This is a genomic window from Terriglobales bacterium (assembly GCA_035487355.1).
Taxonomy (GTDB): domain Bacteria; phylum Acidobacteriota; class Terriglobia; order Terriglobales; family Acidobacteriaceae; genus QIAW01.
This window is the reverse complement of record DATHMF010000043.1, coordinates 104,636-125,706: the sequence shown is the minus strand read 5'-3', so window position 1 is coordinate 125,706 and position 21,071 is coordinate 104,636. Positions and strand designations below refer to the sequence as shown.

Annotated in this window: 19 protein-coding genes; 5 read left to right on the top strand and 14 right to left on the bottom strand. The window is 56.7% G+C overall.

Annotation, left to right across the window (positions count from 1 at the left end; translation table 11 throughout):
• Window positions 1-34: 34 nt before the first annotated feature.
• The 13 genes from murC to VK738_09970 all read right to left on the bottom strand — a co-directional run bounded on the left by murC (window position 35) and on the right by VK738_09970 (window position 15,058).
• Window positions 35-1,453 carry a UDP-N-acetylmuramate--L-alanine ligase gene (gene murC, locus VK738_10030; protein ID HTD22981.1) on the bottom strand — a complete coding sequence of 473 codons (1,419 nt, stop codon included), beginning with the start codon at window positions 1,451-1,453 and terminating at the stop codon, window positions 35-37.
• 46 nt (window positions 1,454-1,499) lie between these two features.
• On the bottom strand, window positions 1,500-2,606 hold the full coding sequence (gene murG / locus VK738_10025) for an undecaprenyldiphospho-muramoylpentapeptide beta-N-acetylglucosaminyltransferase (GenBank protein HTD22980.1): 1,107 nt from the start codon (window positions 2,604-2,606) through the stop codon (window positions 1,500-1,502).
• Window positions 2,607-2,655: 49 nt separating this feature from the next.
• Window positions 2,656-2,835 (bottom strand): hypothetical protein, encoded by a 180-nt coding sequence (locus tag VK738_10020; GenBank protein ID HTD22979.1) that lies wholly within the window; start codon window positions 2,833-2,835, stop codon window positions 2,656-2,658.
• A 175-nt stretch (window positions 2,836-3,010) separates the two neighbouring features.
• A complete protein-coding gene (gene ftsW / locus VK738_10015) occupies window positions 3,011-4,102 on the bottom strand; it encodes a putative lipid II flippase FtsW (GenBank protein HTD22978.1) in 1,092 nt (363 codons plus the stop codon).
• Entirely contained in the window at window positions 4,102-5,475 is a 1,374-nt protein-coding gene (murD, locus tag VK738_10010) for a UDP-N-acetylmuramoyl-L-alanine--D-glutamate ligase (GenBank protein ID HTD22977.1), read from the bottom strand. Before murD ends, ftsW begins: the two co-directional genes overlap by 1 nt.
• 150 nt (window positions 5,476-5,625) lie before the next feature.
• The gene (mraY, locus tag VK738_10005; protein ID HTD22976.1) at window positions 5,626-6,756 is read right to left on the bottom strand and encodes a phospho-N-acetylmuramoyl-pentapeptide-transferase; all 1,131 of its coding nucleotides are present in this window, start codon (window positions 6,754-6,756) and stop codon (window positions 5,626-5,628) included.
• 40 nt (window positions 6,757-6,796) lie between these two features.
• Window positions 6,797-8,221, bottom strand: a complete 1,425-nt coding sequence (gene murF / locus VK738_10000; GenBank protein ID HTD22975.1) for a UDP-N-acetylmuramoyl-tripeptide--D-alanyl-D-alanine ligase — start codon at window positions 8,219-8,221, stop codon at window positions 6,797-6,799.
• Entirely contained in the window at window positions 8,218-9,759 is a 1,542-nt protein-coding gene (locus tag VK738_09995; protein HTD22974.1) for a UDP-N-acetylmuramoyl-L-alanyl-D-glutamate--2,6-diaminopimelate ligase, read from the bottom strand. Before VK738_09995 ends, murF begins: the two co-directional genes overlap by 4 nt.
• 444 nt (window positions 9,760-10,203) lie before the next feature.
• Window positions 10,204-12,423, bottom strand: a complete 2,220-nt coding sequence (locus VK738_09990) for a penicillin-binding protein (protein HTD22973.1) — start codon at window positions 12,421-12,423, stop codon at window positions 10,204-10,206.
• Between the two features lie 391 nt (window positions 12,424-12,814).
• A complete protein-coding gene (locus VK738_09985; protein ID HTD22972.1) occupies window positions 12,815-13,303 on the bottom strand; it encodes a hypothetical protein in 489 nt (162 codons plus the stop codon).
• 14 nt (window positions 13,304-13,317) lie between these two features.
• Window positions 13,318-13,485, bottom strand: a complete 168-nt coding sequence (locus VK738_09980) for a hypothetical protein (protein HTD22971.1) — start codon at window positions 13,483-13,485, stop codon at window positions 13,318-13,320.
• Between the two features lie 185 nt (window positions 13,486-13,670).
• Entirely contained in the window at window positions 13,671-14,621 is a 951-nt protein-coding gene (rsmH, locus tag VK738_09975; GenBank protein HTD22970.1) for a 16S rRNA (cytosine(1402)-N(4))-methyltransferase RsmH, read from the bottom strand.
• The gene (locus VK738_09970; protein HTD22969.1) at window positions 14,621-15,058 is read right to left on the bottom strand and encodes a hypothetical protein; all 438 of its coding nucleotides are present in this window, start codon (window positions 15,056-15,058) and stop codon (window positions 14,621-14,623) included. Before VK738_09970 ends, rsmH begins: the two co-directional genes overlap by 1 nt.
• Window positions 15,059-15,528: 470 nt before the next feature.
• Between VK738_09970 and VK738_09965 the strand changes: the two genes are divergently transcribed.
• From VK738_09965 to VK738_09950, 4 genes are all read left to right on the top strand, one after another.
• The gene (locus tag VK738_09965) at window positions 15,529-16,509 is read left to right on the top strand and encodes a winged helix-turn-helix domain-containing protein (protein HTD22968.1); all 981 of its coding nucleotides are present in this window, start codon (window positions 15,529-15,531) and stop codon (window positions 16,507-16,509) included.
• Window positions 16,510-16,746: 237 nt separating this feature from the next.
• On the top strand, window positions 16,747-17,313 hold the full coding sequence (locus tag VK738_09960; GenBank protein ID HTD22967.1) for a sigma-70 family RNA polymerase sigma factor: 567 nt from the start codon (window positions 16,747-16,749) through the stop codon (window positions 17,311-17,313).
• Complete coding sequence (locus VK738_09955; protein ID HTD22966.1) at window positions 17,310-17,927, top strand: hypothetical protein; 618 nt, start codon at window positions 17,310-17,312, stop codon at window positions 17,925-17,927. The genes VK738_09960 and VK738_09955 overlap by 4 nt, the downstream gene beginning before the upstream one ends.
• Window positions 17,928-17,938: 11 nt before the next feature.
• On the top strand, window positions 17,939-19,057 hold the full coding sequence (locus tag VK738_09950; protein ID HTD22965.1) for a hypothetical protein: 1,119 nt from the start codon (window positions 17,939-17,941) through the stop codon (window positions 19,055-19,057).
• 62 nt (window positions 19,058-19,119) lie between these two features.
• Here the strand turns inward: VK738_09950 and VK738_09945 are convergent, their stop codons facing one another.
• The gene (locus VK738_09945) at window positions 19,120-19,779 is read right to left on the bottom strand and encodes a TetR/AcrR family transcriptional regulator (protein ID HTD22964.1); all 660 of its coding nucleotides are present in this window, start codon (window positions 19,777-19,779) and stop codon (window positions 19,120-19,122) included.
• Window positions 19,780-19,862: 83 nt separating this feature from the next.
• Between VK738_09945 and VK738_09940 the strand changes: the two genes are divergently transcribed.
• A complete protein-coding gene (locus VK738_09940) occupies window positions 19,863-20,720 on the top strand; it encodes a nuclear transport factor 2 family protein (GenBank protein ID HTD22963.1) in 858 nt (285 codons plus the stop codon).
• Window positions 20,721-21,071 lie beyond the last annotated feature (351 nt).

Below are 21,071 nucleotides of genomic sequence, written 5' to 3'. Positions count from 1 at the left end.
ACACAATTACCCGATTACTCAATGTCGCAATGACTCAATGATCCGATGATTCAATCCCAACCGGTTTCGTGTTGGCTGCCAGCCGCTCCAGAATCTGCGGGCCAAGTTGGGAAATACTGCCTGCGCCCAGGGTGAGAATCAGCTCGCCTTCGCGGGCCTGGGCAACCGCCGCCTCAGTTGCGTCGGCAAACGAGGGGCTGTACGAAACTTTCTTGCCGGAGCGCTGGGCAACGGCCCGCGCGAGAGCCTCGCCGGTGATGCCTTCGATGGGCGGCTCGCTGGCGGCGTAGATATCGAGGATGTGGAGGGTATCGGCGTCGCCAAAGGCGTTGGTGAATTCCTCCATCAACTGCTGGGTGCGGGTATAGCGATGGGGCTGGAAGATGACATGAATTCTTTCGTAGCCACACTGCCGTGCAGCGGCGAGCGTGGCGCGGATTTCCGTGGGGTGGTGGCCGTAATCATCCACCACACTGATGCCGTTGACCTTGCCCTTGAGCTGAAAGCGGCGGTCTACTCCCCGGAATTTTTCCAGGGCTGCGCGGATGTCTTCGAGGTGGATATCCAGGCCAACGCCCACGGCCACGGCAGCCGTGGCATTGAGGACATTATGCGCTCCCGGGACATGAAGAGAAAAATCGCCTAGTGATTTTCCGCGATAACGCACGCCGAAGTGTCCTATGTTTTTTCCGCTGCTCCGAGCGGTTGTGCTGCTGACGATCTGGAAGTCGGAGCCTTCGCGCGTACCGTAGGTTACGACACGCCGCCGGACCTTGGGCAGAAGCCCGCGCAGGCGCTCGTCGTCATTGCAGATTACAACCATGCCGTAGAAGGGCACGCGGTCCATGAACTCGAGAAAGGTCTGCTCAACGTCTTGCATGTCGCGGTAGCAATCCATGTGCTCACAGTCAATATTGGTTACGACCGAGAGGATGGGCGAGAGCTTGAGAAAGCTGCGGTCGCTCTCATCGGCCTCAGCGACCAGGTAGTGCGATTTGCCGAGACGCGCGTTGGAATCAATGGCGTCCACGCGGCCACCGACGATGATGGTAGGGTCGAGCCCGCCGGCAGCGAGCACCGCTGCAACCATGGAAGTAGTTGTGGTCTTGCCGTGCATGCCGGCAATGGCTATGCCGTACTTGATGCGCATCAGCTCGGCCAGCATCTCGGCCCGCTGGATGACAGGTACGTGCCGGCGGCGAGCCGTCTCAACCTCGGGATTTCGCTCGCTGACGGCCGAACTGATGACGACGACTTCGGCGCCCTCGGCGTTTTCTGCGCTGTGTCCTTCAAAGATGGTTGCACCCAGGCGGGCCAGCCTATGAGTCACTGGAGAGAGCTTCAAATCGGAGCCGGAAACCTTATACCCAAGCGTAAGCAGGACCTCGGCGATGCCGCTCATGCCGATGCCGCCAATGCCGACAAAATGTATGCGCTGTATTTTTGCGAACATGGTTACGCAGAGAAAACGATAGCAGATTTTGGAAGATTGGGCAGGACTAGGCTTCGTGGCGCAGCGCTTCCGCGGGTTTGGAGGCAAGAGGAATCTTGGCCAATTGGGCGGCAATATCGGCAATCTCTTCGGCGGCATAACGGTGGGTCAATTTACTGGCGGCCTCTTCCATCTGCCGCAGCCGATCAGCGTGAGTCAACAGATCTACAACTGTGGAGATCAGTTTCTGCTGGGAAAGTTCTGGCTCGGGAATGAGCACGGCCGCGCCCTGTTGCGCCAGATTTTCCGCGTTGCGGCGCTGATGATCGTCTGCCGCGCGCGGGAAGGGCACAAAGATAGCCGCTTTCCCCGCTGCAGTGATTTCGGCGACCGTGCTGGCGCCGGAGCGGCACAGCAGCAGATTGGCACGGGCAAAGGCCTGCGGCATCTCGTTGATGAAAGGCAGCACTTCGGCAGAGATGCCGGCTTGTAAATACGCTGCCTGCGCATCTTTGTGATCGCGCTCGCCGGTCTGGTGGATGATGTGCAGTCCGGGTAATGCCTGCCGTAATCCGGGGAGCGATTCCAGCACGACGCGATTGATGGCACTGGCGCCCTGGCTGCCTCCGAAGACCAGAAGGGTTTGCTTTGCCGGGCTTGCGGCTTCTTTCGGCAGGAAGAATTCTTTGCGCACTGGGACTCCGGTCACGCGCGCATTGCGGAAGTATTTTTTGGTCTCTTCAAAATGGACGGCCGCCGCCGAGACCAGCCGCGCCACCACGCGGTTGGCCAGCCCGGGAACCACGTTGGGCTCAAAGGCGAGGGTTGGAATGCGCCGCAGCCAGGCGGCGAGCATGGCGGGGCCAGAGGCGTATCCGCCGACCCCAATGACTACGTCAGGACGGAACTCGCGCAGCATGCCCCGGCAAGCCAGTATGGCGCGGGGCAGGTCAAAGAGAGTGCGCAGGCGTGTGGCCAGGCTGACATTCTTGAGCGCGCCCACTTGAATGAGCCGCAGCTCGAACCCGGCGGCCGGAACCAGACGGTTTTCAATGCCACGTGCCGTGCCAATGAAGAGTATTTCAGCCTGATAGCGCTGCTGGAGTTCGCGGGCGATGGCGAGGGCGGGAATTACGTGTCCGCCAGTGCCGCCGCCTGCAAGGATTGCGCGCATGACTTTATATTAACCGCAGAGGACGCGGAGGAACGCAGAGGAGTAGGTTTCATTGACCGGAAAAGTGCTTTTTCACTTCCTCGTGCGGAACGGTTCTTCCTTCATTAGCCGCTTTCAGAGACTCTGAGAGCTTCTTTTTTACATAAAGCTCATACATGATGTCATCCCAAGAGGCATTTTCCGGCAGACTTTCTATCAGCTTTTTTGCTTCTTCTTTATCGTGATTCATAGTTGATCCTCCCATGAAGATCTTCGAAACAGCCAGCGCTCTTCAGAGAATGCCTTGCAGTCGCATGGGCAATTGAAACATCCTCGGGGTCCTTCGACTCGGCGCAAGCGCCTCGCTAGGATGACATCCAGGAAAAACTGAGGTGCTTCCAACAACTAACGCGCTCGAAATTGTCCTAATCTGTCTGCTGCGTGATGTTCAACAGCACGCCTACGCTGGCCAGGGTAATAAATATAGATGACCCGCCGTAGGAGATAAACGGCAGCGGGATTCCCTTGGTGGGCATGAGGGCGAGCACCACGCTGATATTCATCAGGGCCTGGATCACTACCATGGCGGTGATGCCGAGGGCGAGAAAGCGCGCAAAGTGATCGTTGGTCTTGAAGGCAATCCGTATTCCCCGGAAGAGAAAAATAGCGAACAGGGTCACAACAATCAGCGAACCGATAAGGCCGAGCTCTTCGGCGGTGACGGCAAAGATAAAATCGGTCTGCGGCTCGGGCAGATAAAAGAGTTTCTGCTTGCCTTCCATCAGGCCCACTCCGGTGAAGCCGCCGGTACCGACCGCGATCAACGATTGAATCACGTGAAAGCCGCGTCCTTGCGGATCGGAATAGGGATTCAGAAATGCCAGGATGCGGTCATAGCGCCATTGCACGCGGAAGATCAGGAAATACAGAGGGAGCAACGAGGCTGCAACCGCGTATCCGAAGTAGCGCAGGCGCATGCCGGCTACATAAAGGATAGTGGCGGCGATGGCCACGCAGGCGATCGCGGTGCCCAGGTCGGGCTGAAGAACAATCAACCCGGCAAAGAGCGCAATGGGAACCGCTGCCGGCAGCAGGGTATGCCGCCAGTCGTCCATTGACTTGAGTTTGTTTTCCAGGAAATAGGCGAGAAACAAAATGATGGCCGGCTTGGCCAGCTCGGAGGGTTGCAGGGAGAATCCGCCGAAGCGAATCCAGCGATGGGTGTTGTGCGAGCGGTCGAGAAAAAAGACAGCCAGCAGCAATAACGTGGTTACACCCAGCAAAGAAAATACAACTGCGGGATGCTTGAAGCGGCGATAGTCGAAGTTCATGAGTCCGACCATGGCCAGCAGGCCGGCTACAGCCCAGATGATTTGCTTAATGAGGAAGGTATACGGCGAACCAAAGCGCTCTTGCGCCATGACTGCAGAAGCGCTGAAGACCATGACCAAGCCAACAAACACCAGCAGCACGGTGACGGTGAAGAGCGTTTTATCAACACTGATGCGTTTCGCCATTATGCTGCTCCAGTGCGTTTTGCCATTGCCTGCACGGTCTGCTTGAATATGCGCCCACGATGCTCGTAGTTTTCAAACTGATCGAAGCTGGCGCAGGCCGGGGCCAGCACTACGACGTCTCCGGGTTCGGCCAGTTCGGCAGCGCGGTGCACGGCGGCCTCTAATGTTCCGGCACGCTCCAGGGGCGCTGAGCCTGAAATGTGTGACTCGATCTTTTCCGCAGCAGCCCCGATGGTATAAACCCGCTTGGCACGCTGGCGCAGTAAATCTTTCAGCACGGTGTAGTCGCTGCCTTTGTCTTTGCCGCCGAGAATGATGTGGATGTTGGCAGGGAAGGATTCCAGGGCCTTGATCGTGGCATCAACGTTGGTGGCCTTGGAGTCGTTGAAATATTCCACCCCGTTGATCGTGGCTACAAATTCCAGGCGGTGCTCCACAGCTTTGAATTGCGCCACGGCTTCGCGGATTTTTCCCGGCGCGCATCCAGCCAGTAGAGCGGCAGCAACTGCAGCCAGGACGTTTTCCAAATTGTGAGCGCCCTTCAGCGGAATCTCACTGACAGGCATGATCTCTTGTTCACTGCCGGCCCGCCGCCAGAAAATCTTGCCGTCGCGCACGTAAGCTCCGTTTTCAATTTTTGCCTCAGGTTTGCGGCTGAACCAAATTACCTGGGCTTTGGTTTTTATTCCGAGCGAGCAGCAGATAGCATCATCGGCATTAAGCACAGCAAAATCTTTTTCCGTCTGGTTCTCGAATATCCTGGCCTTGGCGGCGGTGTAGCCTTCCAGGGTGCGGTGACGATCCAGATGGTCGGGCGTGATGTTGAGGATGACTGCAATGTGGGGATGGAAGCCCTCAATCGTCTCCAGTTGAAAGCTGGAGACTTCAAGCACGTTATAAATTTTTGGTGAAGACTGCGCCACCATGGAGATTACCGGCGTTCCAATATTCCCGCCTACCTGGACCTCCAGCCCGGCATGCTCGAGGATTTCGCCAGTCATGGCCGTTGTGGTGGTTTTGCCGTTGGATCCGGTGATGGCGATAATCTGCCCCTGCAGGAAGCGTGCGGCCAGCTCCACTTCACCAATCACGTGCACGCCCTGGTTGCGCGCCTGCACCAGAGGGGCCACATCATAGGGCACGCCGGGGCTGACCACGATCAGGTCCTGTCCGCGGAAGGTGCGCTCACCGTGGCCTCCGGTCTCGACCGCAATGCCACGGTCGAGCAGCTCGGGAATCTCCTTACCAAGCTGGGACTCGGGTTTGGCGTCAGACACGGTGACGCGCGCGCCACGCTCCTGCAAAAAGTGCGCGGCGGCGACTCCCGACTTGCCCAGCCCGACAATCAGTACGCGTTTGCCTTGAAGGTCCATTCTTCTCTTGTCATTCTGCCATGAGAACCGGCAGAAAACTTGCTACGACTCTAGTACACAAACATTTTTTCTCGCTACAGAGACGTAGAAGCTACGTCTCTACGTCTGGACATCGTTACTTCCAGCTTCCGGAAACCAGCGAGAGCCAACTCAGCGCAGCTTCAATGTCGTGAGCGCAAAGAGCGCGAAGATGAGCGACGCGATCCAGAAGCGCGTGATGATCTTCGACTCCGACCAGCCCAGCAGCTCAAAGTGATGGTGCAGCGGAGCCATTTTGAAGATCCTCTTTTTGCGCAGCTTGTAGGAGCCCACCTGCAACACCACCGAAAGCGCTTCGATGACAAAGACGCCGCCAATGAAGGGCAGCAATAGTTCCTGCTTGATAATTACCGCAATGATGCCGATGGCGCCGCCCAGAGCAAGCGAGCCCACGTCGCCCATGAAGACCTCTGCGGGGTGGGCGTTGTACCAGAGGAATCCGATGCTGGCGCCTACCATGGCCCCGCAGAAGATGCTCAACTCCGCTACTTGCGGTTGGTGCTGCAGCTCCAGATAGCTGGCAAAAACCGCATGTCCGCTGACATAGGTCAAAACCGTGAGAGCGCCCGCGGCAATCACGGTGCAGCCGATGGCCAAGCCATCGAGGCCATCGGTCACGTTGACAGCATTGCTGGAGCTGACCAGCACCATGACCACAAAGGCGACAAAAGGCACAAAAGCCAGCGGCCAATAAAACCTGCCCAGCCAGGATGTAATGACCAAATCGGGATGAAAGTTCTTGAAGAAAGGCACGATCAGGTGGGTGGAGTAGCCTCCATGCGCTTGCAGCACAACCAGCGCCACACCCACGACGAGGCTGGTCAGGATTTGCAGTGCGAGTTTGGTGCGTGCGGTCAATCCCAGATTACGGCGGTGGATGACCTTAATGTAATCATCGGCAAATCCAATAGCAGCGAAGGCCAAGGTGGAACAGACCGCCAGCCAGACGAATTTGTTCGTAAGATCTGCCCACAGAAGTGTAGGAATCAGAATCGCAATCACGATCAGCACGCCACCCATGGTGGGCGTCCCAGCTTTCTTGGCGTGCGCCTTGGGGCCCTCTTCGCGGATGTATTGCCCAATTTGGAACTCGCGCAACTGACGGATGACCGCCGGGCCAACAATCAGTCCCATGAACAAGGCGGTAAGGCTGGCAAAGGCCGTGCGGAAGGTCAAATAGCGAAAAATACGAAACGGAGAAAAATGCGGTTGAAGAACTTGATAGAGCAGCCAGTAGAGCAAAAATTTTCCTCCGTTTGTTCCTTCGTTCGTTATTACAAATTCAGCGTTTTCCCTTGCGGGGCTTAGCTCGTTTCTTACCCTTGAGGATCTGTGTACTAGAGTGCTTCAATCCCCACACTTCCAAAGCACGTTCAAGTTTTACGCCGCGTGAGGCTTTGAGCAATACCGCATCGCCTTTGCGGGTCTGACGCTTGAGCCATTGCCCGGCGTCTTCAGGTGCCGCCACAAAATGCGCTTCGATTCCCGCCTTGCCGGCCTCTTCCACCATATACTGCGCCAAGCCACGGACACCAATTAAGACATCAATTTTACTTCCAGCGATATGCTGGCCGCTGGCGCGGTGCAACTCTTCACCGGCGTCGCCAAGTTCCAGCATTTCTCCGGCAACCACGATGCGCCGTTTGGCTGGAAGCTGCGCCAGTGCATCCACCATTCCATCGAGCGCCTTTGGATTGGAATTGTAACAATCGTTGATGATTGTGATCCCCTTGGCGCGGATGACCTGGCCGCGCTTGTCAGGCGGAGCGGTTTTGGCCAGCGCAGCTACTGCGTCCGGGACGGGAACGCCTTCCTGCAGAGCAACGGCGAGCGCAGCCAGCGCGTTATAGATGTTATGTTTCCCCAGCAAAGGCAGGTGCGCGCGAGTGCTGGCGCGATCGGTCAACAGATCAAAGCTTTCTCCTTCGATGCCCTGCGAGCTGATGTTCTGCGCACGCACGTCAGCAGGATGCTCAATGCCATACATAAGTACGTTTCCGTGAAAGTCGCGCCCAAACTGCGAGACATAAGCGTCATCGGCGTTGAGCACAGCAGTTCCGCCGGCAGGTAGGCCAGAAATCAGCTCGTATTTGGCGCGAGCGATATCGGCGATGGATCGGAAAAATCCCAAGTGCACCGGGGCAACGTTGGTTACCACACCGATTTCAGGGTGAGCGATGCGGGTCAGCGCCGTGATCTCACCGGCATGAGACATACCCATCTCCATGACGGCGATGTCGTGCTCCGGCTCGAGGCGCAGCAGTTGCAAAGGCAATCCGAAGTGGTTGTTGAGATTGCCCTCGGATTTAAGAACGCGGAATTTAGCGGCGAGAAGATGAGCGATCAGCTCTTTTGTTGTGGTTTTTCCCGCCGAGCCGGTGACGGCAATCAGCTTCTTTCCCCAAATGCGGCGTACGGCAGTCGCCAGGGATTGCAGAGCAACCAAAGTGTCATCCACGGCCAGCAGCCCGCTCATGACCGGGAAGCGGGTAAGCTGGCTGCGGGCCACAACGGCACCCACGGCGCCTTTTTGCAGCGCGGATTCTACATAATCATGTCCGTCGAGGCGCTCGCCTTTGACGGCGAAAAATAACTCTCCTGGGGCGATGGTGCGCGAGTCTATGGAATAGCCCTGCGCCACAGCGCGCAGATTGAATTCGCCGCTGGCGAAGGTGAACTCGGCAACCCGCTCCAAGGGCAGCTTCATTGCGCGCTCCTGGTGCTGGACGGCTTCCTGGTCTGTTGCAGAAGCGTGCGCGCTACTTCCACATCATCAAACGGGAAAACGCCTTCACGCGTCGTCTGGGTCTTTTCGTGGCCCTTGCCGGCGATGAGCACTATGTCTCCGGGCTGCGCCTCAGAGAGGGCCAAGGCAATGGCCTTTTGGCGGTCGGGTTCGACAACATAACGCTTTCCAGTTTTCTTCAGGCCGGGCAGGGCGTCGTCAATGATGGCAAGCGGATCTTCGCTGCGCGGATTATCAGAGGTCAGCACCACAAAGCTGCTGCCTTCACCTGCGGCCGCCCCCATCAGAGGGCGCTTCGTGCGATCGCGGTCGCCGCCACAGCCGAAGAGGGTGATCACGCGTCCGGGCTTTTTCTGCGCGGCCATAAAGTCGCGCGCCAATGCTGTGAGGTTGCGCAGAGCATCATCGGTGTGGGCATAATCCACGACTACGGAAAACGGCTGGCCGCAATCCACGCGCTCAAAGCGTCCGGGAGCGCTCTTGCACTGCGAAAGCGCTTTGGCAACGGCTTTCAGTTCGCCGCCGCGTGCGATGGCGGCTGCGGCTGCAGCAAGCATGTTATAGACGTTCACCTTGCCCACAAGCTTGGAGTGAACTTCCACCGTGCCATGGGGCGTTTGCAACCTGAAATTTGTGCCCTGCGGTGACATGAGGATGCCTTCCGCACGAAACTTTCCGCTTTCCAGACCGTAGGCCAACACTTCAGATCCCTGGGAGCGGGCAAATTCGGCAAGCTGCCGGCCATAGGCGTCGTCGGTATTAATGACCGCGACGCGCGGAGGGGGCGTGCCGCATCCAGCGAAGAGGGCTCTCTTGGCCTCGAAGTATTCTTCCATGGTGTGGTGATAGTCGAGGTGGTCGCGCGTGAGGTTGGTGAACAGGGCGACGTCGAAGGGAATGCCGTAGACCCGCTCCTGCTCGAGGGCGTGGGAGCTGACCTCCATGACAGCCTCAGTGGCGGCCAATTTCCCCAGCCTGGGACTGGTGGCTTTGGCGAAGATGCGGTTCAGCTCCAGCGACTCCGGCGTAGTATGCGGTGCCGGGATAACCTCACCCGCGAAGTGATACTCAACGGTTCCAATGAGCACAACTTCCCCGCACCCAAGGAAGCGCAGAACCTGCGAGAGCAGAAACGTCGTCGTGGTCTTTCCATTGGTGCCGGTGACGCCGGTAATCTTGAGCTTCTCAGTGGGATGTCCGTAGAAATTGGCGCTGATTGTAGCCAATGCCCGGCGGCCATGCGGGACACTCACCCATGCGACACCCGCGCGTGCAGGTTCAGAAGGCGAATCGGAGACAACCCCCACCGCGCCTGCCTTGATGGCAGCGTCAATGTAGCGGTTGCCATCGGTAGCCTCGCCTTTCATGGCGACAAATACATTGCCCGGCTCGACGCGACGGGAATCGTGCGGCACACCAGTAACGGCCGCAGCAAAAAGCGCAGACTCCCCGCTGCGGGAGAGGACTTCAACGCCTTGGAGCAGATCATGGAAGTTCATTGCCTTTGGCCCAATTTAACATGCACAAGCCCAGGCCTTTCACCGAGCCTGCCGTGCTCTCAGCCCTTGTTCTACCTGGTTTGGAGTAGTACCCCTACCCCCCACTACTCTAAGTAGTCGATGCGGCCCCAAGTCATTAAAAATAAATAACATACCGCGCACATAACCGGGTATTGAAGTAGTTGCCGAAGCGCTGTCTCGTCTTCCGTCTAAGTGCTCCGTACCCCTCGACTCCGCTCGGAGTGCTGCGCCGTCCTAAACCCCATCAAGCCAAAGCCGGGATCGCTGCGTCCCGACTCGCTTTTGGTTCGCGGGGGACAGCGCTCACCAAAGCCCACCCGTTTCTAAGGGCTTCGTCCCAAAACATAGGGTGCGGCGCCCTCGCTCTATGATGGCTACAATTCTTCAAAAAGCCAAGGGTTTGATATCAGTTTGATACCAAGCTCAGCGCGCGAACCTTACCGAGACGTGCGCCCCCGGTGCCAAACGCGCTCCTGGCGGCGGGAATTGCTCACGGGCTACGCCGCTGCCGACGATATCAATTTCAACACCGGCCTGCTGTGCGGTCTCGAGCGCATTGCGAACCGGCAGGCCAAGCAGGGAAGGAGCAACCGTGCTTCCGCCAACATCCACTACTATGGTGCCGCGTTGAATAGGCGGCAGCGGGTTCTTGCCAGCCGGGTCGGCCGGTCTGGTATTTTGCGCGACACTCGGCGCCTGTGGAGTCTGGCAGCAGTTGTTGCCTTTCGCCTTCAGGCTCGCAGGCACGATGTGAGCAGCAGAGGGCTTGGTTGTATTGGCTGCCGAAAGCGAATTGTCGGCCACGGCAGGAGCTTCATCTGTTGTGGCGGGTTGGCTGTCGGCAACGGCCGAGGTGTCTCCCAGACGGTCGGGAGAGCTGTCATTGGTGTCATCGGGCTTGATGGAAGCACGAAGCAGTTGCCGGCGGTGGTCGTTAATTTCGGTATCGTGGGGTACGTTCAGATATTCCAGGGTTTGCTGCGCAATGCGCGCGAAAACCGGAGCGGCAACATCACCGCCTTCGTGGTCGCCCTGGGGAGAATCCAGGATAACTTCAACGGAAATTGCGGGATTGTTCACCGGAGCAAAACCGGCAAACGACGCAATGTAGTTGGTATGCGAATAGGTGCCGCTGCGCGGATCTATTTTTTGTGCTGTCCCGGTCTTGCCAGCCGAAGTGTAGCCGTTCAGAATGGCGCGTTTGCCGGTGCCGAAGAGCACTACACCTTCCAGCATCTTCTTCATCTCGGCGGCGGTCAGGGTAGAGATGACACGACGCTGTTCGACGGGATGAAACACCACCTTCTGCACTCCGCCTCCGTGGCTTCCGCCGGGATCGAGAGCGCCAGCCACCAGCCGGGGCGCAGTATAAACACCATCATTGGCAATAGTGGAGATCATGGAGACTAATTGCAGGGCAGAGACGCCGATCTCCTGTCCCATTGAGATCGCCCCAATCGAAACCTTGGACCAGCGATTCACGGGCTTAGTCAGGCCACGGGTCTCACCAGGCAGTTCAATACCGGTTTGATGTCCGAAGCCGAAGGCGCGGATGTAATTATCAAAACGCTCGTCGCCCAGGCGTAAGGCAACTTTGATGGCGCCCACATCGCTGGATTGCGCAAGGATCTGCGATACGGTAAGCGACCCGAAGGGCCTGTGGTCGTGAATGCGAAGATTGTTGATCATGATGGAGCCGTTCTCGCAGTCGAAGACCTCTTCGGGGGTGGTGAGATTTTCTTCCAGCGCAGCGGCCAGGGTCACAACCTTGAACGTGGAGCCGGGTTCGTACACGTCGCTGGCGGCGCGGTTCTTGAGCGCCTGGGCATCACTCTTATTGAAGGCATTCGCATTAAACGTGGGATAGTTGGCCAGCGCCAGAACCTCACCGGTGCGCGGATTCTGCACAATCACCGTGCCTGCAACCGCGTGGGTCTGCTTCATTGCGGCTTCGAGCTGACGCTCAGCCAGATACTGGATTTTTTCGTCAATGGTCAGCACCAGGTTCTCGCCGCTCTCGGGCTGGCGCTCGACCCGGCCAAACCATTTACGGCGCGCGTCCATGGAGATGAGCATCTTGCCCGGCTTGCCCCGCAGGCGCGAATCGAAGCTGCGCTCGAGGCCGCCCAGGCCTTCATCATCCAGGCCAACGTAGCCCAGAGTCTGCGCCGCCAACTCGCGCTTGGGATAGTAACGCTTGGATTCTTTCTGGAAATTAATGCCCTTCAGGTTCAAGGCGCGAATGCGGTCGCTGGTGGAGGCGTCCACTTTGCGCGCGATCCAGGCAAAGCTGTGCGAAGACTTCATGCGCGCCAGCAGTTCATGCGGGTCTTCCTGCAGGATGCGGCCCAGAAGGGAAGCCGTCGTCGCCTGATCGGGAATGTCGCTGGGCACGGCGTAGATGGAATCCACCTCGACCGACATGGCCAGCTCGTGACCGTTGCGGTCGTAGATAATGCCGCGGCTGGGCGCTACGTCAATGGTGCGCTGCTGCTGGTGGGCGGCGCGCTGGACGAAATCTCCGTAGGAAAAAATTTGCAGGTAGACCAGGCGGCCGCAGATGACAAACAGCCATAAAACAAGAGTCCCCGCGAAGATCAGAAGGCGTTGCCGCGGGTTGAGAGGATTACTTTTTACTGCCATTCAAGTTTTCAATCGCTGAATCTCGTGTGGCACAGCCGTCCCCGGCTCTGCCTGCATAATTTCAGAGGTTGCTGTCTCCTCCCTGCCGCCGGCTCCTTGGTAGCGCAGACAGTGGAGACGTAGCAAGCTACGTCTCTACGCAAATTTTTCGCGAGGGCGCAGCGGCTTATTTTGCCGCGAGAGCCCTTAGAGCCGGGTGAGCGAAAAGCGAGCGCCGTATTGCGCGAGTTTTTCGCGAGGGCGCAGCGGCTTGTTTTGCCGCGAGAGCCCTTCTTCCAAAGACACGAACTGGCGAACACGCAGTTTGCGCGTTCGCCAACTCTATTACGACCAGCCGCTTGCTTTGGTTGAAGCCCCTGGCTGGAAGACCTTAAGGACCGTAGTCCTAAAATTATTGACTCAACGTCACCACGGCAATCTGAGAAGCCTGGGCCATCGTGGAGGCGCCACCATCGCTCGCCGCCGGATCGAGCCGCATGACCTGGCCGGCCTGGGGAGAGCCCAATCCCATGCGCCGCGCCAGCACATCAATGCGCTCGGGATCGCGCAGGGAGGCTTGCTCCAGCCGCAGCGCCCGGTTCAATTCATTCGTGTTGTCGCGCTGGGTTTTCAGCGCTTCAATCTTGTAGCCGTATTCGACGGAGCTGAAGTGCTGCCAGGCATAAGTCATCACCAGGAGGAAAAAGATGCTCATGGCCGCCACCAGCATGACCATTTCGCGATTGCGTTTGCGGTCGGCAACTTTCACCAGGCGTGAGTTATCAATCTCCTTGGCAAAGTAGAACTCAGGCGTGCCGCTCCAATATGAGCTGCGCCGCGTGACTCCTGGCGCCGGAATCCACATGCCGGTCAGGGCCTGCCGCCGCATTGGGAATGTCATTGCTCGCGCCGCCATTACGCCACCGCCGTTTGTTCGGATTTTGCCGATTCGTAGATATACGTGGCATAGCCCGCGGAGTTGAGCACCGCCTTCTTTAAGGCAATCTGGCACTCAAGCTCTACATGTTGCTCGGCACGCTGCACGCACTGAACGAGTTCATCAATCATTTTGCCTGTGTACATAAAAGCACTCCATCTACTGTTCACTGCTGAGACGTAGCAAGCTACGTCTCTACCCAACACCTTCGTACGTTCACCTCAGAAATCTCTTCGGGACGGCATCGAAGAGGTTGGAATCTTTCTGAGGAACTACATTTTTTTCGCCCTGAATTTCAGATAGGCGATGCCGTCCCGAAAAATCGTTTTACCTAAATCCTTTCCGCGGCCCGCAGCTTAGCGCTGCGACTGCGCGGGTTGCGTTCGATCTCCTCCGGCTGCGCTGTAACCGGCTTCTTAGTTAGAACGCGGTAAAGGCCCTGACTTGCGCCTTCTCGGACCGCATCTTTCACGATCCTGTCTTCCAGGGAGTGGAAGCTGATGATGACCAGCCGGCCTCCCTTGCGGAGGAGCGCAGGCGTTGATTGCATCAGCGCCTGCAGGTCCTCGAGTTCGCGGTTTACGAAGATTCGGATTGCCTGGAAGGTCCGTGTCGCGGGATGAATGCGCTCGCTTTTCATTGGCCGGAGCGCAGCCGATAGAACTTTTACAAGATGAGCGGTAGTTGTTATCGGCCGCGCCCGGACAATGGCTCTGGCGATTCTCCGCGACCTCCTTTCCTCACCGAATTCGTAAATCACATTCGCGAGGTCTTCTTCGCGCATGTGGTTTACCACTTGATCGGCGGTGCGCTCACCATGCGGGTCCATACGCATGTCGAGCGGCCCTTCCGCCTGAAAACTGAATCCGCGCGCGCTATCGGCGAGCTGCAGGGAACTCAACCCAAGATCAGCCAGCAGGCCATCCACCGAGTCCGGGGGAAGATGCCTGCCCACCTCAGCAAAGCTGGAATGCAGCAGAGTGATGCGGGGCCAATCTTGCTTGAGCTCAGCCGGCGGGCTGGTAAGCCGCTGGCGTGCTATGTGCAGCGCGCGCGTATCTTTATCGAGGCCAATCAAATGACCCTCGGGGCCGAGGCGCCTTGCGATTTCGTAGCCATGGCCGCCCGCTCCCAGGGTGGCGTCCACATAGGTGCCGCCGCGCCGGATTGCAAGAAAATCGATCGCTTCTTTTAAAAGAACTGAAACATGGCCAAACTCGCTGCGGCCGTGTTCTATCCCCTGAGGGACTGTTTCCGAACCCGATTCTTCTTCGTCTGTCACTAGATGCCCAGCTCGTCGAGTGTCTTTTCATCCTCTGCCGTGAACTGTTCCTCTGCCAGTTGCTTCGAGACTTCCATGCTGCGAACTTCCAGGTACGTCAAATTTCCGTACACGGCCACGTCGCCCTTAACTGCGGCGGATTCGCGCAGAATCTGCGGGATCAGCACCCGCCCTTGCGCATCCATTTCCACCACTTGGCCGTAATAGTTCACTTTGTTCAGAAATCTCTTTTTCGAAGGATTGAAGTTGGACAGCTTGGCCAGCTTCTCCTCGATACGGCGCCACTCTTCCACTGGATAAATCTCTGCAACCTTGCCATCGCGGCTGGTGATGTAGAACTCCATCCCGTACTTCTCGTCGATCAGACGCTTGAATTCCGCTGGGACCTTGAGCCGTCCCTTTTCGTCTACCCGCGCTGGATGGTTGCCGCGAAACATGTTGCTTTCCCCGATTCCCGGGTGCCTTTAAACCTTTAAAAACCGCTACAATGGCGGCTGGAACTAGAATTTCAATGGCGAAAGAAACGGCTACTTGGTTTTTTACTGGTGTTTTGGCGTCGGCTGTTGGTGTTTTGCACATTTTTAACAGCTTTTCCACTTACGACCACGTCAACATCAGAGAACAAGATAGCTATCCACTTTCTACCACTTTGGACCACATCCTACGCCTAAATGGTTGCAAGTCAATAGCTTTTTTATGGGTTATGGGTTGAGACATAAGCAATTGCTCAACAATGGGTGCAATCGTTCAGAAAAAAGCGCGAGTAATCGTGCTTGAATCTTTCCTGACCACAAGATGTTGCGTTTACTGAGGGAGTGCTGAAGAACAGCCCCAAGCGGCAAGCTCTCAGCTCCAAGGAAACAACCTTTGTGAACCTTTGTGTCCTTTGTGGTTAAATTCCAATGGTATGCCGCAGCCGGAAGAACAAGCTGGACCCCAGATTTCCAAGCCTGCCATTGTGCGCTTCGCTGTATATGAAGCGAACCTGCGCACCGGTGAGTTACGCAAGCACGGGAACAGGATGCGCCTGCAGGAGCAGCCCTTCCAGGTCCTGGCCCTGTTGCTGGAGAAGCCGGGAGAGTTGGTGACACGCGAGGAGTTGCGGCAAAAACTATGGCCGGCAGATACCTTCGTCGATTTCGATCACAGCCTGAACACAGCGATCAACAAATTGCGTGAAACTCTGGGAGATTCTTCCAGCGCACCACGTTTTATCGAGACACTGCCGCGGCGGGGATATCGTTTTATCGCTCCGGTGACAGTGGAGGACCGCACTACGACGGCGGAGCAAGTTTCTAATAACGGATTGTTGCAATCTGCGCAACCAGTTTCACCGCAAAAAATCTCAACGGAAAAAAGTGAAGATGCTCAACTCACGACTTCCGTCAATGCAATCGGCGCCAATACGGAAGCCGCTAGCGTCTCAGGCCAGGATGCTATCCATGATCTTCCCCGGCCGCACCGCAATGTGCCGCGCTTTTTATTTCTGCTTATCCAGGTGATGTATCTGTGTTTTTACATTCCCGCGCTCGCGGGTGTGCACCTGATTGACGATATCGTGAACGCGCTTTTTCGCCGGGGAGGCGAAAGCGCAGCCCTGGTTGTGATCGTGACGGCTTCGCTCGGGATTGCGCTCCGGCTCTATTGGTTCTCGGCTGTGGCCTTCGATTTTCGCGGCATCGAGCGCCAGTTCTCGCGCCTGTTTCCCTTCCTCTTTGTGCTTGATGAGCTGTGGGCCCTTTCTCCTTTTCTATTGTGGCAGAGGATGGGCATAGGCCTGGTTCTGGCCTCGACCGCAGCACTGGTATGGGTACCCTTTTCCCAGCGGACATTGTTGCGCATGGCCTATGCCGGTATGAATCTTAACCGCGGAGGCACGGAGAATTGAGTCATTGAGTCATCAGGTCATTGGGTCATTGAAAAACCAATAATTCGACAATTACAGCCAGCCCTTTTACACGCCGAATCCATTACTTAATGATTTAAATGACCCAATGACTCAATTCTTCTCCGCGTCTCCGCGCCTCCGCGGTTAAAATTCCTTGTCAAAATAAATGAACGCTTTGCCTGTAGTTAGAGTCTTACAAGAATAGAGAACACAATGTATCTCCCGGAGCAAGCGATCTTGAGCCGAACGATTGCGGCGCAGTCCATGGCCGAGCAAGTGGAGGCAGTGGTGCGACAGCATGCGCGCTTTGTCTACCAGGTGGCGTATGCAGTGTTGCGCCACCCGCAAGACGCAGAAGATGTGGCACAAGAGACGTTCATTCGCGTCTGGAAGCACGCCAAAGAGCTCGCTGGGGTCCTGAATCAACGTGCTTGGCTGGCGCGCATCGCATGGCGGGTGGCGATTGACCGGCGGAGGAAACATCCGCTGATAGGCACTGACGAAGATTTGCCGGAGCTGCCGGCTAACGGTACCGGAGCCGAGGAGAGCGTAATTCGCCGACAGCAGGTCGTGCTGCTGGAGCGCATGATTGCGACACTGCCAAGAGAATTACAGGAAACCTTGACGCTTTCCACTGTAGAAGAAATGACCTCGGTGGAGATCGGAGAGGTGCTGGACATCCCAGAGTCGACCGTGAGGGTGCGGATGTTACGGGCGCGCCAGATGCTGCGGGAAAAATTGCAGGCCATCACAGAACGGAACAAAGACGGGACGAAAAGATTTAAAGCTGGAGCAGAAGTATGAATCCTGAAGAACCGAAAGACGCTGCCGAGCATTTATTGGACGACCGCTGGTTAGATGAGGCACTCGCGCATTACAGCGCCGCCGAACCGCGCGCGGGGCTGGAGACGCGGATTGTTGCGAACTTGCAAGCCCACGCTGCACGGCGCCAGCGCCGCTGGATTTATGGGTTTGCGGCAGCGGCCGCAGCGGTGCTGTTTGCGGTGGCGATGGTGAATGTGCGGAGTCCCAAGCCGGAGGCTCCAAAGAATCTAGCCACGAAGACGCCACCATCGGAAGTTGAACTCACCGGCCAGGCAAACACTGTTACGAATCATCCGCAGCAAGCCAGCGTGCAGCACGTTCAGGAGCGTCGTACAATGCCAACCATGCAAGAGAACCGAGTCGGCAGCGAAGTGAACTTGCAGATAGCCGAAGTGAAGCCAGGGGATTTGCTCGCAGACGAATCAACCTCTGAGCAGGAAGGGCCCCCGCCAATTGACCCGAGCGAAACATCCCGGCAAGAGCAGGAGTCCGTAGTCGCTGAGCAACAGTCTGCGCCCGAAAGCAATCTTCCAGCTTTGAGCATTGAGGCCATCGAAATCAAGGAACTCGCTCCATTTAAGAAAATGGATTAGAAAGGAAACTTATGACCAGGAAAATCTGCTACACACTTGCGCTTCTTGTCGGGATTCTGTCGACGGCAATGCCGCTGGCCTGGGCGCAGGACTCTGCAGAAAAGAGCGCGACCGAAAAGAGCACAACGGAAAGGGGCCCGAGCTCAATTTATCCCCAACAGAGCGAAATGACGCCGCCGGTGGAATTGCGGCGTATCTCCGTGCCTATCACTCTCAAACTTGCAGCAGACAGCCGCGCCGTCTATGAGGCCATCGGCAAACAGGCGGGTATCAGCGTGCTCTTCGATCCGGATTACACGCCACGCCCCATCAGCGTGGATCTGAACGATGTTTCGCTGCTGGATGCGCTCAAGATCGTGGCCTTTGAGGCCAAGACTTTTTGGCGGCCCGTGACCTCCAGCAGTATTTTTGTCGCCGCCGATAGTCTCAGCAAGCGGCGTGACTTGGAGCAACAGGTCATCAAGACCTTTTATCTTCCCAACCTCACGCAACCTACTGACCTTCAGGATATTGTGAACACCATGCGCGCGATTTTACAGGTTGATCGTGTGCAGCCGCTTTTCTCCCACAATACCATTGTTGTGCGGGGAACGCCCGACCAGATAGCGCTGAGCGAAAAATTGATTGACGATTTTGATAAGGCCAGGAAGAAACTCGGAGAGTATCGCGTGGAATTCAAAATCAGTGAACTGGAGGGCGAAAAGAAACTGAACTCCAGGCTCTATAGCCTCCGAGTGGAACCCCACGTGACCGGCAGGCTTCGTGCAGGGTCGAGAGTGCCGGTTCAGAGTGGCAGCGCAAGTCCTGAAAAGGGGGCAGAAAAGGGGGCAGAGTTTCAGTATTTAGATGTCGGGCAAAATATCGACTGCACGGTTGGATCAGAAAGTGAACATACGGTTGGACTGAGCATTAGTGTGGAGATCTCCAATGTCACTCCGCGTGAAAAAGCAGGCAGTGATAATGCTGCGCCGTATATTCAGGGGCAGCCTACTATTCAACAGGTCAAAACCGAAGCAAGAGCTACGGTGGAATTGGGCAAACCGACCATCATCATCAGCTCCGATGATCCCAGCAGCAACCATACTTTTCAAATCGAAGTCACCGCCACGCGAGTCAGGGAAAACGAATAAGCGCGCGCGGAGGGAATCTGCGTTTGGAATGCTGGCATCTTTCCTCTGCTAAGAACTATTTGCTATCGGGTGGTCAGCCTGGGCAGAGGCGGGCACTTTTTGGTTGCCAGGCTGCGCAGTTTTCGCAGGATTGTGGTGCGGGTCTCGGTGAATGCATTCTTCTTGTCGAGAAGCTGATTTGCCCAATGGGCTCCCATGGCGAGCGAGTTCATCTCGAACGCCAGTTGAGCGGCATCCACCTTGGGATCAAGCTGGCCTGCCTTCTGCGCCACTTCAACGGCAACCTGTAGTTTAGCGATCCAGATCTTCATGATCTCCGCAATGCGGTTGCGTATGGGGCCCTTACGGCTGTCGAATTCGAAGGCCGCCGCCGTAAAAAAACAGCCACCAGCGAACACCTCACGCTCCACGTGCGACAGCCAGCCATCACACAATGCCCAGAGCTGCAGCATCCCTTCTGGTTGAGCAAGAGCCGGGCGTATGATCTCTTCGATAAAAATCTGCCGCGCCGCTTCGATGGTCTCAAGCTGCAACTCCTGCTTGGAGCCGAAGTGGGCGAAGAGCCCGCTTTTGCTCATGTTGAGCTTCTCAGCGAGCCGGCCGATGCTGAGCCCTTCCAGGCCTTCGACCGATGCCAGGTCAACCGCACAGCGTAGGATCGCCGATTTGGTGCGCTCGCCACGGGGCTGGCGTCGCGTCGGGGCAGTTTGTTGCCTGGCCATTCTCGTGCGAGTATACCAGAGAAAATAAAAAAGAACGAACGTTCGTTTTTATGATAGAGTGCTTGGGATTAAGGACGGCACGGATGAAGCCTGCACCCCCATGCATCTGGCTAAGCTTCCTGGTTCTGGTTTCCATGCTCACCAGCGGTCGCTTGCCTGCCCAGGAGATCCCGCTCGAATATTGCGGCCGCCTGCCTGCGATTCAAGTTGAGGTTGCTGGGAAAAAGCCGATGTTGTTCCTGGTGGATACCGCTGCCAGCTCTTTACTCAACCTCGAGTCCTTCGTTCTGGGCGAATCCAGAGAGGTTGAGATTGCCTCCTACAGCGGGACTGTCAACACCCGCGCGCGCGAAGTCAGTCTTCCGGAGACGAGAATCGGCAGTTACAAGTTGGTTGGACTCAAGATGCTTGCGGTTGACCTCTCAGCCCTCGGCAAGAATTGCGGCAGACGTATTGACGGAATTCTGGGCGCTGACCTGTTGGAAAAAATGGGGGCCACCATTGATTTCAAGCGCCGGATTGCCCACTTCACGACCCTTGACGAGAGACGGGATGACAGCCTCATCACCGGAATGAACCGCGACCTGCAGCATTGCATCGCCGCCTTTAATGCTGCGGATGAAAAGACGGTCGCAGAATGTCTTGACTCGCAGATCACGCGGTTTCAACCGAATCCAGAGAGCTACGGTCGCAAGCAGGTGCTGGCCTACTTTCATGAGCACTATTTTGGTGATAAGTCCGGGACCCACCTCGAAATGCATGCCAGCAGTTTTCACGTCATCGGTGAAGCCATATGGTTTGAGTACGATTTCAATCTCACTGCTTCTCCGGACCCACTGCATATACGTGGCCTGGCCATGTGCCACAAACTCGATGGTCACTGGAGAATCGCAACTTTGACTCCAGCCACGGCAGATACACAGGTGTCACTCGAAAAATAGCAAGAGGCTCGGCAGATTCCGGCTGTGCTGTAGCGCCGGCGTCTCGCCATCACGTAGTGCCATTGTGGTATCAAAATATTAACTTTCGAGGAAGCCCGTATTATCATCGTCGCTGGAAGTGTATCTAGGCATCCTCCAGGGGATGTGAGGCATTGCCTTTTCGGTTCTTTGAAAAATTTACTTGCTGACATTGGGGGCTGGAGAATCCACCGTACCCAACTCCAAGAGGGGCTCTCACCTCGCCCGAATGTTTACCAGTTTCTATATAAAGCAGGCACAGTTCTCTGGTTTTTCTCAAACGTATTTAAAGGACTTACAGCTTGCACCCCAAGCGTGCAAGGGGAGTGGGGG